This window comes from Nocardioides sp. OK12 (assembly GCF_024341885.1).
Classification (GTDB): domain Bacteria; phylum Actinomycetota; class Actinomycetes; order Propionibacteriales; family Nocardioidaceae; genus Nocardioides; species Nocardioides marinisabuli.
In genome coordinates this window covers 173,230-188,181 of record NZ_BNET01000005.1, presented here as the reverse complement: position 1 = coordinate 188,181, position 14,952 = coordinate 173,230, and the positions used below count along the sequence as shown (strand labels likewise).

At 73.5% G+C, this 14,952-nt stretch carries 11 protein-coding genes; 8 read left to right on the top strand and 3 right to left on the bottom strand.

Features of this window, described 5'->3' with window-relative positions; all coding sequences use genetic code 11:
- Window positions 1-28: 28 nt before the first annotated feature.
- Together OCU29_RS14140 and fadD8 are read left to right on the top strand one after the other, a co-directional pair.
- Window positions 29-1,072: an LLM class F420-dependent oxidoreductase gene (locus tag OCU29_RS14140; RefSeq protein ID WP_261820413.1), complete on the top strand. Its 1,044-nt coding sequence runs from the start codon at window positions 29-31 to the stop codon at window positions 1,070-1,072.
- 98 nt (window positions 1,073-1,170) lie between these two features.
- Window positions 1,171-2,772, top strand: coding sequence for a fatty-acid--CoA ligase FadD8 (gene fadD8 / locus OCU29_RS14135; RefSeq protein ID WP_261820412.1), 1,602 nt, complete (start codon window positions 1,171-1,173; stop codon window positions 2,770-2,772).
- A 21-nt stretch (window positions 2,773-2,793) separates the two neighbouring features.
- Here the strand turns inward: fadD8 and OCU29_RS14130 are convergent, their stop codons facing one another.
- Window positions 2,794-3,624 carry a crotonase/enoyl-CoA hydratase family protein gene (locus tag OCU29_RS14130; RefSeq protein WP_261820411.1) on the bottom strand — a complete coding sequence of 277 codons (831 nt, stop codon included), beginning with the start codon at window positions 3,622-3,624 and terminating at the stop codon, window positions 2,794-2,796.
- A gap of 47 nt (window positions 3,625-3,671) precedes the next feature.
- On the opposite strand from OCU29_RS14130, the gene OCU29_RS14125 reads away from it, so the two are divergent.
- Both OCU29_RS14125 and OCU29_RS14120 read left to right on the top strand, forming a co-directional pair.
- A complete protein-coding gene (locus OCU29_RS14125; RefSeq protein WP_261820410.1) occupies window positions 3,672-5,309 on the top strand; it encodes an acyl-CoA synthetase in 1,638 nt (545 codons plus the stop codon).
- A gap of 31 nt (window positions 5,310-5,340) precedes the next feature.
- The gene (locus tag OCU29_RS14120; protein WP_261820409.1) at window positions 5,341-6,444 is read left to right on the top strand and encodes a nitronate monooxygenase family protein; all 1,104 of its coding nucleotides are present in this window, start codon (window positions 5,341-5,343) and stop codon (window positions 6,442-6,444) included.
- A 66-nt stretch (window positions 6,445-6,510) separates the two neighbouring features.
- Here OCU29_RS14120 and fadD1 read toward each other — a convergent pair whose 3' ends face one another.
- On the bottom strand, window positions 6,511-8,079 hold the full coding sequence (gene fadD1, locus OCU29_RS14115; protein ID WP_261820408.1) for a fatty-acid--CoA ligase FadD1: 1,569 nt from the start codon (window positions 8,077-8,079) through the stop codon (window positions 6,511-6,513).
- Between the two features lie 384 nt (window positions 8,080-8,463).
- Between fadD1 and OCU29_RS14110 the strand changes: the two genes are divergently transcribed.
- From OCU29_RS14110 to OCU29_RS14095, 4 genes are all read left to right on the top strand, one after another.
- Complete coding sequence (locus OCU29_RS14110) at window positions 8,464-11,247, top strand: CHAT domain-containing tetratricopeptide repeat protein (protein WP_261820407.1); 2,784 nt, start codon at window positions 8,464-8,466, stop codon at window positions 11,245-11,247.
- A gap of 75 nt (window positions 11,248-11,322) precedes the next feature.
- Entirely contained in the window at window positions 11,323-11,916 is a 594-nt protein-coding gene (locus OCU29_RS14105) for an RNA polymerase sigma factor (RefSeq protein WP_261820406.1), read from the top strand.
- Complete coding sequence (locus tag OCU29_RS14100) at window positions 11,913-12,554, top strand: hypothetical protein (RefSeq protein WP_261820405.1); 642 nt, start codon at window positions 11,913-11,915, stop codon at window positions 12,552-12,554. Before OCU29_RS14105 ends, OCU29_RS14100 begins: the two co-directional genes overlap by 4 nt.
- The gene (locus tag OCU29_RS14095; RefSeq protein ID WP_261820404.1) at window positions 12,554-13,831 is read left to right on the top strand and encodes a S8 family serine peptidase; all 1,278 of its coding nucleotides are present in this window, start codon (window positions 12,554-12,556) and stop codon (window positions 13,829-13,831) included. The genes OCU29_RS14100 and OCU29_RS14095 overlap by 1 nt, the downstream gene beginning before the upstream one ends.
- A gap of 16 nt (window positions 13,832-13,847) precedes the next feature.
- Here OCU29_RS14095 and OCU29_RS14090 read toward each other — a convergent pair whose 3' ends face one another.
- Window positions 13,848-14,951 carry an acyl-CoA dehydrogenase family protein gene (locus tag OCU29_RS14090; protein WP_261820403.1) on the bottom strand — a complete coding sequence of 368 codons (1,104 nt, stop codon included), beginning with the start codon at window positions 14,949-14,951 and terminating at the stop codon, window positions 13,848-13,850.
- Window position 14,952 lies beyond the last annotated feature (1 nt).

Here is a 14,952-nt window from a genome sequence, read left to right as displayed (position 1 = left end):
GGGCAAGGGGTCTGGCAGGGTGTGGACCATGAAGTTGGGACTGCAGCTGGGCTACTGGGGCGCACAGCCCCCCACCCACCACGCCGAGATCGTCCGCGCTGCCGACGAGTCGGGCTTCGACTCGATCTTCACCGCCGAGGCCTGGGGCTCCGACGCCTTCACGCCGCTGGCGTGGTGGGGCCGGGAGACGAGCGCCGTGCGCCTGGGCACCTCGATCGTGCAGATGTCGGGGCGCAGCCCCGCCTCCATCGCCATGCACGCGCTGACCCTCGACCACCTCAGCGGCGGTCGGGTGGTGCTCGGGATGGGCGTCAGCGGCCCCCAGGTGGTCGAGGGCTGGTACGGCGAGCCCTTCGCCAAGCCGTTGGCGCGCACCCGCGAGGTCGTCGACATCATCCGCCAGGTGCTGCGCCGCGAGGGCCCGGTGACCAACGCGGGCCCCCACCACCCGCTGCCCTACACCGGCGAGGGCTCGGTCGGCCTGGGCAAGCCGCTCAAGTCGATCACCCACCCGCTGCGGGCCGACATCCCGATCTGGCTCGGCGCCGAGGGGCCCAAGAACGTGGCGCAGACCGCCGAGATCGCCGACGGCTGGATCCCCATCTTCTACACGCCCAGGTCCGCCGGCATGTACCAGGACTGGCTCGACGAGGGCTTCGCCCGGGAGGGGGCCCGGCGCACCCGGGAGACCTTCGAGATCGCGGCGACCTGCCACCTCCAGGTCGTCGCCGACGCCGAGGAGAAGCAGCGCGTGGTCGACGCCATGAAGCCGGTCGTGGCGCTCTACATGGGCGGGATGGGCGCCAAGGAGGCGAACTTCCACAACCAGGTCTTCGTGCGGATGGGCTACGAGTCGCTGGCCGCCGAGGTCCAGGAGCTCTACCTGGCCGGCAAGAAGGACCGGGCCACGGCGCTGGTCCCCGACGAGCTGGTCGACGACATGCACATCATCGGCACCGCCGGCGAGGTCAGGGAACGGGTCGCCCAGTGGGAGGAGACCGGCGTGACGACGCTGATGCTCTCCCTCGGCACCCCCGAGGAGGTCCGCTCCATCGCCGACCTCCTCGCCTGACCGCCCGTCGCCGAGCCGGCCGGTTCGAACGGGCCGGGTCGGCGATGTCGGGGGCGGGCCACTGGTGCGGAACTGGAACACGTTCTAGTCTCAGCGCCATGAGCGACACCGACCTGCGCACCGGCACCCACAACGGCCACCTGATGGTCGCCGCCCTCCGGCGGCACCGCACCAAGCCCGTGATGCACCTGGGCGACACCGTGCTGACCGGTGGCGAGACCGCCGCCCGGATCAGCCAGTACGCCCAGGCGTTCGAGTCCCTGGACGCGGGTCGTGGGGCGGCCGGGGCCCTGCTGGCCCTGAACCGACCCGAGGTGCTGTTCATCCTGGGCGCCGGGCAGACGCAGGGCTACCGGCGTACGTCGCTGCACCCGCTCGGCTCGTTGGACGACCACGCCTACGTCATCGACGACGCCGAGATCTCGGTGCTGGTCGTCGACCCGGTCTTCGCCGACCGTGCCGCCGGGCTGCTCGAGAAGTGCCCGGGCCTCGAGCAGGTCCTCACCATCGGGCCGGTCCCCGACCAGCTCGCCCACGTCGGCAGGGACCTCGTGGCCGCCGCCGCGGAGTTCGAGCCGAAGCCGCTCGAGGCGGTGCTGCTCCCGCCCGACCACATCACCTCGATCACCTACACCGGCGGCACCACCGGCAAGCCCAAGGGCGTCATCGGCCTCGCCCAGTCGTTCTCGACGATGACCGCGGTCCAGCTCTCGGAGTGGGAGTGGCCGACGAACCCGAAGTTCCTCATGTGCACCCCGTTGTCGCACGCGGGCGCGGCGTTCTTCGCGCCCACCGTGATCAAGGGCGGCGAGCTGCACGTGCTGACCAGGTTCGACCCGGCCGAGGTGCTGCGGGTGATCGAGGAGGAGAGGATCACCGCCACGATGCTGGTGCCCTCGATGCTCTACGCACTCATGGACCACCCCGACAGCCGCACCCGCAACCTGTCGTCGCTCGAGACGGTCTACTACGGCGCCTCGGCGATCAACCCGGTGCGCCTCAAGGAGGCCGTCGAGCGCTTCGGCCCGATCTTCGCCCAGTACTACGGGCAGTCCGAGGCCCCCATGGTCATCACCTACCTGTCGAAGGAGGACCACGCCGAGGCCGTCGCCTCCGGCAACGACGCCCGGCTGTCCTCCTGCGGCCGCCCCGCGGCCATGCTGCGCACAGCGCTGCTGGGCGACGACGGCCGTCCCGTGCCCGTCGGGGAGCCCGGCGAGATCTGCGTGGCCGGACCGCTGCTGTCGGGCGGCTACTGGAAGCTGCCGGAGGTGACCGCGGAGACCTTCCGCGACGGGTGGATGCACACCGGTGATGTGGCGCGCGAGGACGAGGACGGGTTCTGGTACATCGTCGACCGCACGAAGGACATGATCGTCACGGGTGGCTTCAACGTCTTCCCGCGCGAGGTCGAGGACGTCGTCGCCGAGCACCCCGCCGTCGCCCAGGTCGGCGTCATCGGCACGCCGCACGAGAAGTACGGCGAGGCCGTCACCGCGATCGTGGTGCTGCGCGAGGGCCACGAGCTGACCGACGAGGTGGTCGGCGAGATCCAGGACATGGTCAAGCAGCGCAAGGGGTCGGTGCAGGTGCCCAAGCAGGTGGTCGCGGTCGACGCGCTGCCGCTGACCGGGCTGGGCAAGCCGGACAAGAAGGCGCTGCGTGCCCGGTTCTGGACCGGCGGTCGCGCGGTGGGCTGACCCGGCCCTGCGCCCGGCGGGTCAGCGCCCCTGGAAGACCGGCTTGCGCTTCTCGAGGAAGGCCCGCGGGCCCTCCTTGGCGTCCTCGGACGAGAACACCGCGGCACCCACCGCGGCGTCGGCGGCCCAGCAGTCCTCCTCGTGCCGGCCCTCGGAGTCGCGCATCGTCCTGAGGATCGCCTGGACGGCCAGCGGGCCGTTGGCGGCCACCATGTCGGCCAGCTCGTGGGCCTTGGCCAGTGCCTGGCCGTCGGGGACGACGTGCCCGACGAGCCCCAGGTCCTTGGCCTCGGCGGCGCCGAGGGTGCGTCCGGTCAGCAGCAGCTCGGCCGCCACCGTGTAGGGGACCTGCCGCGGGAGCCGCACCGCCGAGCCGCCCATCGGGTAGAGCGACCAGCGCGCCTCGGCCACGCCGAACCTCGCCGACTCGCCCGCCACCCGGATGTCGGTGCCCTGCAGGATCTCGGTGCCGCCCGCGATCGCGGGTCCCTCCACGGCCGCGACGAGCGGCTTGGTCAGGCGGAAGCCCTTGAGCAGGCCCTTGATCACCGTCGGGTCGAACTCCCCGGACTCGAAGCTCTCCGAGGGCGGCTTGGCGTCGGCGGCCTGGAGGTCCATGCCGGCGCAGAAGTAGCCGCCGGCCCCGGTCAGGATGCAGACGCGGATGTCGTCGTCGCCGTTCACCCGGTCCCAGGCGTCCTCCATGATCCGCAGCATCTGCCCCGACAGGGCGTTGCGCCGCGACGGCCGGTTCATGGTCACCACGAGCGTGTGACCCACCTGCTCGACGAGGCAGTGCGGCTCCTCGAGGGGCGCGTCGGCGGGGGAGGTGGCGTCGCTCGGGGTCGTCATGCCGCGAGAGCCTAGCCAAGAACGAGAACGTGTTCTAGTCTCCCGATGTGGCCAAGAACATAGCTGACCTCTTCGAGCACGCCGTCGACGTCGTCCCCACCAACCCCGCCCTCAAGCTCGGTGACGAGGTGGTGACCTACGCCGAGCTGGAGGCCCGGGCCAACCGCCTGGCCCACCACCTGCAGGACCGGGGCGTCGAGCCCGGCCAGCACGTCGGCGTCTACGCCAAGAACTCGATCGACCACGTGGTGGCGATCCTGGCGATCCTCAAGATCCGCGCCGTCAGCATCAACGTCAACTACCGCTACGTCGAGAGCGAGCTCAACTACCTCTTCGACAACGCCGACCTCGTCGCCCTCGTGCACGAGCGCACCTACGCGCCCCTGGTCGCGGCCTGCGCGCCGCACCACGAGCGGCTCACCACGTTCGTGGCGATCCGCGACGTCAGCGACCCCGACGACGACAGCGACCTGTCCTCCTTCGGCGGCACCACGCTCGAGGACGCGGTGGCCGGGGCGAGCGCCGAGCGCGACTTCGCCGAGCGCAGCGCCGACGACCTGCACATCATCTACACCGGCGGCACCACCGGCTTCCCCAAGGGCGTGATGTGGCGCCACGAGGACTTCTGGCGGGTGCTCGGTGGCGGCATCGACTTCTACACCGGCGCCGACCTCGACGAGTACGACCAGTCCAAGCAGGCCACCGACCCGCGCATGGTCACCTTCCCGCTCAGCCCCCTGATGCACGGCGGCGCCCAGGCGGGCCTGCTGATGCACCTCTTCGCCGGCCACCTCACGGTGCTCGAGCCCAAGTTCGACGCGCAGCGCACCTGGGAGGTCGTCGAGCGCGACAAGGTGCAGCTGATCTTCATGACCGGGGACGCGATGGCGCGCCCGCTCATCGAGGAGTTCGAGCGCAAGGCCGCGACCGGCACGCCGTACGACGCCTCGAGCCTGTTCGCGATCTCCAGCAGCGCCGCGATCTTCAGCCACCCCATCAAGCAGCGCTGGCTCCAGGCCTTCCCCGACGCGATCTTCACCGACTCCGTGGGCGCGTCCGAGACCGGCTTCCAGGGCATGGGCATGCAGGACAAGGAGCACATCAGCACCGACGGCCCGGTCATCGGCCTGGGCCCGCGCAGCGTGGTCATCGGCGAGGACGGCCGCTTCCTGTCCATGACCGAGGACGTGGGTCGCACCGGACGCCTGGGCCGCGGCGGCTCGGTGCCCGTCGGCTACTACAAGGACCCCGAGAAGTCGGCCGCGACCTTCATCGAGATCGACGGCGAGCGCTACTCGGTGCCCGGCGACTTCGCCCGCATCGAGACCGACAACCGGATCACCCTGCTGGGCCGCGGCTCCAACTGCGTCAACACCGGCGGCGAGAAGGTCTTCCCCGAGGAGGTCGAGATGGCGATCAAGGGCCACCCGGCGGTCTACGACGTGCTGGTGGTCGGCATCCCCGACGAGACCTACGGGCAGGCGGTGGCCGCCGTGTGCGAGCTGCGCGAGGGCACCACGCTCGAGCTCGACGACCTGCGCGAGCACCTGCGCGACCAGCTCAGCGGCTACAAGCTGCCCCGGCACCTCACCATCGTCGACCGGGTGCCGCGCAACGCCACCGGCAAGGCGCAGTACGTCGCGGCCAAGAAGATGATCACCGACGCCAGCGCCGCCGCCGTCTGAGCACGGCCCACCCCCCACCAGGAGACGTCCCGTGCGCACCCCCCTCTGCGACCGCTTCGGCATCGAGCACCCGATCTTCGCCTTCACCCCCTCCGAGCACGTCGCCGCGGCGGTCTCGCGCGCCGGCGGGCTGGGGGTCCTGGGCTGCGTGCGGTTCAACGACCCCGCCGAGCTCGAGCGCACCTTGACCTGGCTCGACGAGAACACCGACGGCAAGCCGTACGGCGTCGACATCGTGATGCCGATGAAGGTGCCCACGGAGGGCTCCTCGGTCGACCTGGGCGCGATGATCCCCGAGGAGCACCGCCGCTTCGTCGACGAGACGCTGCTCAAGCTGGGGGTGCCGCCGCTGCCGGAGGGCGAGGGCCGCGAGGGCGTGCTGGGCTGGCTGCACTCGGTGGCCCGCTCGCACCTCGACATCGCGCTGGCGCACCGCCCGGTGCTGATCGCCAACGCGCTCGGCTCGCCGCCGGTCGACGTCATCGAGAAGTGCCACGAGCACGGGGTCGCCGTCGCCGCCCTGGCCGGCGCCGCCAAGCACGCCCTGAGCCACGTCGCCAACGGCGTCGACATCATCGTCGCCCAGGGCTACGAGGCCGGCGGGCACACCGGCGAGATCGCCAGCATGGTGCTGACCCCCGACATCGTCGACGCCGTCGGTCCCGACGTTCCGGTCCTCGGCGCCGGCGGCATCGGCTCGGGCCGCCAGGTCGCCGCGTCCCTGGCGTTGGGCGCCCAGGGCGTGTGGACCGGCTCGATCTGGCTCGGCACCGAGGAGTACCGCTCGCTGGCCGGCAGCGCCGGGTGGGAGACGGCCTTCCTGCGCGCCACCTCGAGCGACACCGTGCGCAGCCGGGTCTACACCGGCAAGCCGGCCCGCCTGCTCAAGACCAGGTGGACCGAGGCGTGGGCCGCCGAGGGCGCCCCCGCGCCGCTGCCGATGCCGCTGCAGAACCTGCTGGTCTCCGACGCCCACAACCGCATCAACGCCTCGGGCGACCCCGACGTCGTCGCGATGCCGGTGGGCCAGGTCGTGGGCCGGATGAACGAGGTGCGACCGGTCGCCGACGTGGTGGCCGAGCTCGTTGCCGGGTTCGAGGAGGCCGTGGCCTCGCTGGAGAAGGTGCGCGGCTGAGGCAGCCACCGCACGTGCGACGAGCCCCGCCCCGGACGACCGGGGCGGGGCTCGCTGCGTGCCGGGTCAGGCGTACGAGCGCCCGCGCTCCTCGCGGGTCCAGAGCGTCCCGCCGCCGGCGCTGACGCCCTGGGCGACCAGCTCGCGCTTGAGGACCTTGTTGGTGGCAGTGGAGGGCAGGTCGTCGTTGATCCGCACGTAGCGGGGCCAGGCCTTGGGGGAGAGGTCGGGCTGCTCGGCGAGGAACGCCTCGAGCTCCTGCGGGGTCAGCCTCGCCTCGTCCTCGAGCACGACCGCAGCCATCACCTGGTCACCCACGCGCTCGTCCGGGACGGCGTACACCGCGACCCGGCTGAGCCCGGGGAGCCGCTGCAGGATGCGCTCGATCGGACCGGCGGCCAGGTTCTCGCCGTCCACGCGCATCCAGTCGGCGGTGCGCCCGGCGAGGTAGATCCACCCGTCCGCGTCGCGGTAGGCCAGGTCGCCCGACCAGTACATGCCGTGGCGCATCCGCTCGTCGTCGGCGTCGGGGTCGTTGTAGTAGCCGGAGAAGTAGCCGCGGCCCTGGGTGTTGACCAGCTCGCCCACCGCCTCGTCGGCGTTGGTGAGAGCGCCGTGCTCGTCGAAGACCGCCACGGCGCACTCGGTGACGCTCTCGCTGTCGTAGATCGCCACGCCGTCCGCGCCCCTGCCGACCGACCCGGGCGGGGTGCCGTCCTCGCGCTGGATGATGATGGCCAGCTCGGTGGAGCCGAAGCCGTCGACCACGCGGCAGTCGAAGCGCCGCGCGAACTCCTCGATGTCGCGGTCGCTGGCCTCGTTGCCGAACGCCGCCCGCAGCGGGTTGTCGGCGTCGTCGTCGCGCTCGGCGGTGGCCAGCACGTAGGCCAGGGGCTTGCCGACGTAGTTCATGTAGGTCACGCCGTGCTTGCGCACGTCGTCGAGGAAGCGCGAGGCCGAGAACGTCGTCGGCACCATGGTCGCGCCGCAGGTCAGCGCGACCGCCCAGCCGGCCGCGACCGCGTTGGAGTGGAAGAGCGGCATCGCCAGGTAGCAGACGTCGTCGGGGCCCAGCGAGAAGCGGCCGACCAGGTCGAGGCCTGAGAAGACCGGCAGGATGTGGGGCACCTGCACGGCCTTCGGGTCGCCGCTGGTGCCGCTGGTGAAGATCATCATCATCGTGTCCATGGCGCCCACCTCGCGGTAGGGCACCAGCGGTCCCGCGGCCGCGACCTCCTCGGTCCACTCCGGGGAGTCGACGTCGACGACCCGGGCGCCGCCGAGGTCGAGGCCGGCCAGCAGGGGCAGGTGGGCCTCGTCGGTGAGCAGGACCTGGCAGTCGGCGCGTCGTACGTCGGCGGCGAGCGACTCGCCGCGGCGGGTGGTGTTGATCCCGCACAGCACGTAGCCGCCGAGGCCCGCGCCGGCCATCGCCCGCAGCATCTGGGGGCCGTTGTCGAGCAGGGTGCCGACGTGGGCCGGGCGCTGGGGGTCGACCGCGGCCACGAGCGCCGACGCCTCGGCGGAGGCCTCCGCGAGGTGCTCGCGCCAGGTCCAGGACCGGTCGCCGTGCACGAGCGCGGTGGAGTCGTCCTCGACCCGCTCGCGCAGCAGCTGCTGGATGTTCTCGGCCACAGGACCCCCTTGGTGGAACACGTTCTAGTTGACGCGTGTCAACATATGTCGCACGTCACACGAGGGTCAAGGGTCCCGGCCGGGGTCCCGTGGAGCCCCTTGGGGCGGTCGGCTCTTCTCGGGGGGAGGGGGGGTGGCCGACCGCCACCAGGGTGACGGCCATCGAGAGGGGGGATTCTCTGCCGTCGACCCCGACACTGCCGAGCCACCAGGTCGATCACAAGACTGTTGCGAGGGGCAGAGGCCGTGTACTCGCACGCGGGCGGTGTCGCCGGGAGGCCACTTTGATCCGGGGCCGGGACAGATTCCTCCGGCAGCCGCGGGGACACCTGATGATACCTCCGTGCGGGCCCGTCGCGGGCTGCTCTCGCGTACCTTCGGAGCGTGCCGGAGCCGACCGCAGACGACGAGCCCCGCCTGCTCGACGCGGTCCTGGACCGCGCGGGGGGCCTGGTGCACCGCCACCCCCGCCGGGCCGAGCGCCTCGCCGTGTGGGCCGACCGTCGCGCCGAGCGCGCCGCCGACCGCAGCCGCCTGGCCCGGGCCAGGTACGTGCGGGCCCAGATCATGACCGAGCGCGGCGAGCTCGACGCCGCCCTGGCGCTCATCGCCGACGCTCGACGGTGGTGGAGCGAGGCCGGGCACACCCTGGCCGCCCTGCGCACCGACCTGGGGCGCATGCACGTCCTCGACGACCTGGGGCGCCACCACGAGGCCATCGAGGTGGGCGAGCGGCTGGCGGCCGCTCTCGCCGAGCTGGGCACGGCCGGCGCCGCGGACGACGGGCAGGAGGCCCGCTACGTGCGGGCCCACGCCGTGAAGAACCTGGGGGTCGCCTACGGGCTGGTCGGCAGGCACACCGAGGCGCTCGAGGCCTACGCCCGCGCCGCGGACGAGTACGCCGCCCTGGGCCGGCACGACGAGACCGCGCTGCCCCTGGCCAACACCGGTCTCGAGCTGCTCGCGCTGGGCCGTCCCGTCGAGGCGCTGGCGGCCTTCGACAGGGCGATCGAGATCTTCGAGCGGGCCGACGACCCCGCGTTCGCCGCGCAGTGCCGGGGCGACGCCGCCCAGGCGCACCGCCAGCTCGGGCAGGTCGGCGAGGCCCTGCGGCTGCTGGAGGAGGCCCGAGGCAGCCTGGAGCGGCTGGGCGCCCTCACCGAGGCGGTGCGGTTGCGGCTCGCGCTGGCCCAGACCCACCTGGCCGTCGGGCTGTGGGACGAGGCGCGCGAGGCCGCCGGCTCCGCAGCGACCCAGGCCGCCGGGTCGGGGCTGCGCCACGACGAGGCACGCGCGCGCTTCCTGGTGTCGCTGTGCGACCTCGCGGAGGACCGGTGCGGGTCGGCGCTCGAGGAGCTGCAGCGGGCCGGGGCGCTCTTCGCCGAGGTCGACGACCGCCAGCACCTGGCCAGGGTGGCGCTGGCGCGTGCGCAGGGCCTGGCGGGGCTGGGCGCGGAGGACGAGGCGCGCGAGGCAGCGGACGAGGCGGTGGCCTCGCTGGAGGCGGGGGGCTGGCAGGTGCCGCTGGTGAGCGCACGGCTGCTGCGGGCGGACCTGGCCACCGACCCGGCCGAGGCCGAGGAGCGCCTGGGGGCGGTGGCCGCGCTGGTGGCCGGCCTCGACCTGCCCGAGCTCAGCTACGAGCACGAGCTGCGCACGGCCAGGGTGCTCCGCTCCCGCGGTGACCTGGACCTGGCGGCCGACCACCTGGTGCGGGCCTTGGCCGCGCTAGAGCGCGCGGCCGGGTCGCTGCCCGACTACGCGTTGCTGACGGCGTTCCGCATGCACCGCTCGCAGGCGCACGGCGAGCTGGTCGAGGTGCTGCTCGAGCGTGGCGGACCGGGGGACGTCGCCGCGGCCAGCCACGTGGCCGACGACGTCCGGGCGCGCACGCTCGCCGACCTGCTCGCCCGAGCCGCTGGCCGGGGACCGGTCCTGTCGGCGGCGGGCCGCGACCTGGGTGAGGCGTACGCCGAGCTGCAGGCGCAGTACCTCGCCGAGGAGCAGGCCCCGCCCGCGACGCCCACCCGGACCCGCGACCTCGAACGGCGGGTCAGCAGCCTGCGGACCCGCCACCTGGGCGGGGCCGCCGGACCGGGCGTGCGCGAGCGCGTGGCGGGACGCCGGGACGTGCTGGTGCCGACGCTGGCCTACCACGTCTCGGGCGACGACCTGCTGGCCTTCGTGCACCGACCCGACCGGGTCGAGGCGCGGCGGCTGCCCGGGGTCGTGGGCCGTCTGGGCCGCCTGCTCGACGACCTCGACGACCAGTGGAGCCGTGCCGCGATCGCCTCGGCGCACCTCGCCTCCGGCGCCCGGCCCCTGGTCGGGTCGGCCCGGGCCACGCTGCGCGACCTCCACGACCTGCTGGTCGAGCCGGTCGCCGACCTGCTCGTCGGCCTGGGGCCCCGGTTGTGCGTGGTGCCGGACGGCGAGATGGGGACCGTGCCGTTCGCTGCCCTGCACGACGGGCAGGCCCACCTGCTCGAACGGTGGACGATCACCCAGGCCCCGAGCCTGCTGGACGCGCACGGGGCCGCCCCGGACCTCCCGAGGGCCGCGCGGGCGGTGGTCGCCGGCGTGCCCGACGAGGACGCGCCCCTGGTCGAGCAGGAGGCACGGGCCGTCGCCGGCTGCCACCCCGGGTCGGTCCTCCTGGAGGGTCCGTCCGCCACGGTGGCGGCGCTGTCCGCCTCCGTGGCCGGCGCCGACGTGGTGCACGTGGCCTGCCACGGGCTGCACCAGCCGCAGGACCCCCTCTTCTCTCGCCTGCGGCTGCACGACCGTTGGCTGCCCTCGGCCGAGGTCGTCCAGCTCGACCTCGACGGTGCCCTGGTGGTGCTCAGCGCCTGCCAGTCGGGCACCCATGCCAGCCAGCGCGAGCCGGTCGGCCTGGCCTGGGCCTTCCTGGCGGCGGGGGCGGCGGGCGTGGTGGTCTGCCAGTGGCACGTGGCGGACGCGACGACCGCGGAGGTGATGGCGGCCCTGCACCGCGCGCTCGCGTCGGGGACGCCAGCCGACGAGGCGCTCAGGGCCGCGCAGCGCGACGCCGTGGCGGGCGGGCTGCACCCCTACTTCTGGGGCGCCTTCGCGCTGGTCGTGGGCCCGTCCAGGGCGCGCGCGGTGTCGGCGCAGAGGCTCCTTGATCCGACGGAGGAGGCGGTCTAGTCCACCGGTGACCTCCCGCGGGTGAGGCTCGTTGACTGGGTGTCGTGACCGCCGACACATGGAACCAGCCTGCCGATGCCACAGCACTCGTCGTCGCCCACCGGGCCGTCGTACGCCGACGGTCGTGCGCCGCTGTCCGACGCCGACCTGCTGCGCCGCATCCGCGCCGGCCACACCGAGTCGTGGGACGTCCTGATCGACCGGCACCAGCGGCTGGTGTACAGCGTGGCCCTGCGTAGCGGCCTGGACCCCGAGGACGCCGTCGACGTGGCCCAGTCGACCTTCCTGGCCCTGCTCGAGTCACAGGACTCGGTCAAGGACGACGAGCGCCTGGTGGGGTGGCTGGTCACCGTGACCCGACGCCAGGCCTGGCGGGTCAGGGAGCGGCGCAACCGCGAGCGTCCCGCGGCCCAGCCGCAGTCGCTCGACCCCGACGGGCTCGTCGACAGCGGGGGGCTGCTCGACTGGGAGCAGCTCAGCGTGCTGCACACGGCGCTCGACCAGCTCGGGAGCCCGTGCCGGGAGCTCCTCACGGCGCTCTACCTCGACGTGCGGCGGCCCACCTACGCCCAGGTCGCCCGCGAGATGGGGCGCTCCATCGGTGGCATCGGCCCGCTGCGCGGACGCTGTCTCTCCCGGCTGCGCCAGCTCGTGGCGGAGGCGTCGTGAACACCTCGGAGCCCCGCCCCCCGCGCTCGCTGGCCGCCGACTGGGTGGAGGGGCGCCTGTCGGCCCAGGACGCGGAGCACGCGGCCCGGCTGGCCGGGTCCGACGCCGACTTCCGCGCCGAGGCGGACTTCGTCCGAGAGGTGCTCGCGGCCGGTCAGGTGATGCCCCTGGTCGAACCGCCCCCGGTGCTGCGCCAACGGCTGCGCCAGTCCTTCCAGCAGTGGCACCGCGCGCCGTCCTCGCGGGTCTCCCAGCTCCTCGAGGTGGTCGCCTCGCTCGTCTTCGACAGCCACCGCCACCAGCTGGGCCTGGCCACCCGCGGCGCTGCGGCGACCATGCCGGGGCCGGCGCGCCACCTCGTCTACCGCTGCGAGCTGGCCGACCTGATGGTCGAGGCGCGGGTCGACGAGGACGCCGACCAGGTCGACCTGCGCGGCCAGGTCCTCCTCAGCCACGACACCGGTTCCCCGATCTTCACCGCGGAGGTCCTCTGCCCCGACCGGGCGACGCTGTCGGTCGACGCCGACGCCGTCGGCCGCTTCAGCGTGCTGGCGCCGCGAGGTGCCACGGAGCTGAGGGTCAGCAACGGGGAGATGACGATCATCGCCGAGCTCGACCTGCAGACCGAGGAGTCCTAATGAAGACCACGTCCCTGAGAGCCGTCGCCGCTGCCGTCCTGGCGGGGGCCCTGCTGGCCGTGCCTTCCCCGTCGTCGGGGGACCGGCGCGACGACGACGAGCGCGACCGGCGCGGCACCGACATCGTGGTGAAGCTCGACCCGGCCAGCGGCTACACCGCCCAGGACGTGGAGCGCGACTTCCCCGTCGTCCTGCACGACGACGTGCTCGCGTCGCGCCAGGTCTACCTCTACCGCCCCACCGACCCCGCGGCGTGGGACGACGACGATGACGAGAAGGACGCCGCGGAGCTGGCCAAGGACATCGAGAAGCACGACGGGGTCGTCTTCGCCGAGCCCGACGTCCGCACCGTCCTGGCCGACGGCCACTACCACAGCTGGCCGCAGGGGACGCCGAGGAAGATCGGCAAGAAGAGCAGGGCGTTCCTGCGCCAGCCGCTGGCCAAGCAGTTCAAGCTCAAGCGGGTCCACCGGATCAGCACCGGCCAGGGGGTGCGGGTCGCGGTGCTCGACACGGGCGTCGCCCGGAGCCACCCCGTCCTGCGCGGGCACCTGCGCGACGGCTACGACTACGTCGACGACGACAGCCGACCGGTCGACCGTGCGCGTGGCCTCGACGGCAACCAGAACGGTGTCGTGGACGAGGCCTACGGCCACGGCACCTTCGTCGCCGGCATGGTGCTGCTCGTCGCCCCCGACGTGACGATCGTCCCGATGCGGGTCCTCGACAGCGACGGCGCCGGCAGCATCTACCTGGTCGCGCAGGCGATCTGGGACGCCACCGAGCTCGGCGTCGACGTCGTCAACCTCAGCCTCGGCACCTCCGGCCGGGTCGAGTCCGACCTCGTGGACGAGGCCATCGAGCACGCCCACGCGCACGGTGTCGAGGTCGTGGCGGCGGCCGGCAACTCGGCCCAGGACCGCAAGGCCTATCCCGCGGAGCTGGACAAGGTGCTGAGCGTGACGTCGGTCTCGGTCGGCAAGGACTCGGTCTCGAAGTTCGCCAACTGGGGCGACTGGGTCGACGTGGCGGCGCCCGGCAGCCGGGTCCGCGGGCCGGTGCCCTCGCGCGGCTTCGCCCGGTGGGCGGGCACCTCGATGGCCGCGCCGCAGGTCAGCGGCCAGGTGGCGCTGCTGCGCGCTGCGGGCGCCGACCGCGAGGACGGGGAGAAGGCCGTGCAGGAGACCGCGCGCGAGTTCGCCAAGGACGAGCGCAAGCGGATCAAGCACGGCACGGTCGACCTGCTCTCGAGCCTGCGCTACCTCGCCTCCCGCTGAGCCCGGCCGCCGGCCCTCACGCGGGCTCGGCGGCCAGGCGGCGCCCGATCTCGAGCGCCTGCTCGGTAGCGCTGCCGAAGGCGAACTCGAACCGCTTGGCGGTCGTGAAGTAGCGGTGCGCCTCGCCGTCGAGGTCGATGCCGACACCACCGTGGACGTGCACGGTGGTGTGCGCCAGGCGGTGCGCGGCGTCGGCCGCCCAGAGCTTGGCCACGGCGACCTCGGTGTCGGCGGGCAGGCCCTCGGCCAGCCGCCACACCGCAGACCACAGCACCAGGCGCTGGCCCAGCACGTCGATGTAGCCGTCGGCCAGGCGCTGCGAGACGGCCTGGAAGGTGCCGATGGGACGCCCGAACTGCTCACGGGTGCGCGCGTAGCCGGCGGTGAGCTGCAGCGCCTCCTGGGTCACGCCGAGGAGCTCGGCGGCGGTGCAGACGGTCAGCAGGTGACCGAGCCGGGCAGCCGTGGCGTCGCCGGGGGTCCCGACCGGCTCGGCGGGCGTGCGTCCGAGCTCGAGGCGCGCCACGGTGTCGCCGTCGCTGGTGCGCCCGGTCGCCATCCCCAGTCCCGGCGCCCCCGCCTCCACGAGGAACACCCCCACGCCCTCCGGCGTGCTCGCGCTGACCAGGTACGCCGCGGCGGCGGCGCCGGCGCGCACCAGCACCTTGGTGCCGCTGAGCACCCACCCGTCGGCGTGCGGCTCGGCGGTGACGACCGGGTGCGAGGGCAGGTGGCTGCGCTCCTCGGCGACCGCAGCGGTGAGCACGACGGTGCCCTGACCCGCAGCGGGCAACCAGCGGGCCTGCTGGTCGGCGCCGGCGTGCTCGGCCAGCAGCAGGGCCGCGGCGCCGTGCACGGCCAGCGGCACCGGCGCGACGCGACGGCCCACCTCGACCAGCACCCGGCACAGCTCGACGAGGCCGAGCCCCGCGCCGCCGTGCGCCTCGGGGACCGCCAGCGACAGCAGGCCCGCGGAGCCGAGCTCGGCCCACAGCTCGCGGTCGAAGCGGTCGCCCGCGGCCTCGACGGCGCGCAGCCGCTCGGTGCCGGTCCGATCGGCCAGGATGCGTGCGGCGAGCTCGGCCGCCTCGTCCTGCTCGGGGGAGAACGTGAAGTCCATC

Excerpts from the sequence above, each read along its gene's own strand:
- OCU29_RS14140 (WP_261820413.1), top strand. The coding sequence starts at position 29 with ATGAAGTTGGGACTGCAGCTGGGCTACTGGGGCGCACAGCCCCCCACC.
- fadD8 (WP_261820412.1), top strand. The coding sequence starts at position 1,171 with ATGAGCGACACCGACCTGCGCACCGGCACCCACAACGGCCACCTGATG.
- OCU29_RS14130 (WP_261820411.1), bottom strand. The coding sequence starts at position 3,624 with ATGACGACCCCGAGCGACGCCACCTCCCCCGCCGACGCGCCCCTCGAG.
- OCU29_RS14105 (WP_261820406.1), top strand. The coding sequence starts at position 11,323 with ATGCCACAGCACTCGTCGTCGCCCACCGGGCCGTCGTACGCCGACGGT.
- OCU29_RS14095 (WP_261820404.1), top strand. The coding sequence starts at position 12,554 with ATGAAGACCACGTCCCTGAGAGCCGTCGCCGCTGCCGTCCTGGCGGGG.
- OCU29_RS14090 (WP_261820403.1), bottom strand. The coding sequence starts at position 14,951 with ATGGACTTCACGTTCTCCCCCGAGCAGGACGAGGCGGCCGAGCTCGCC.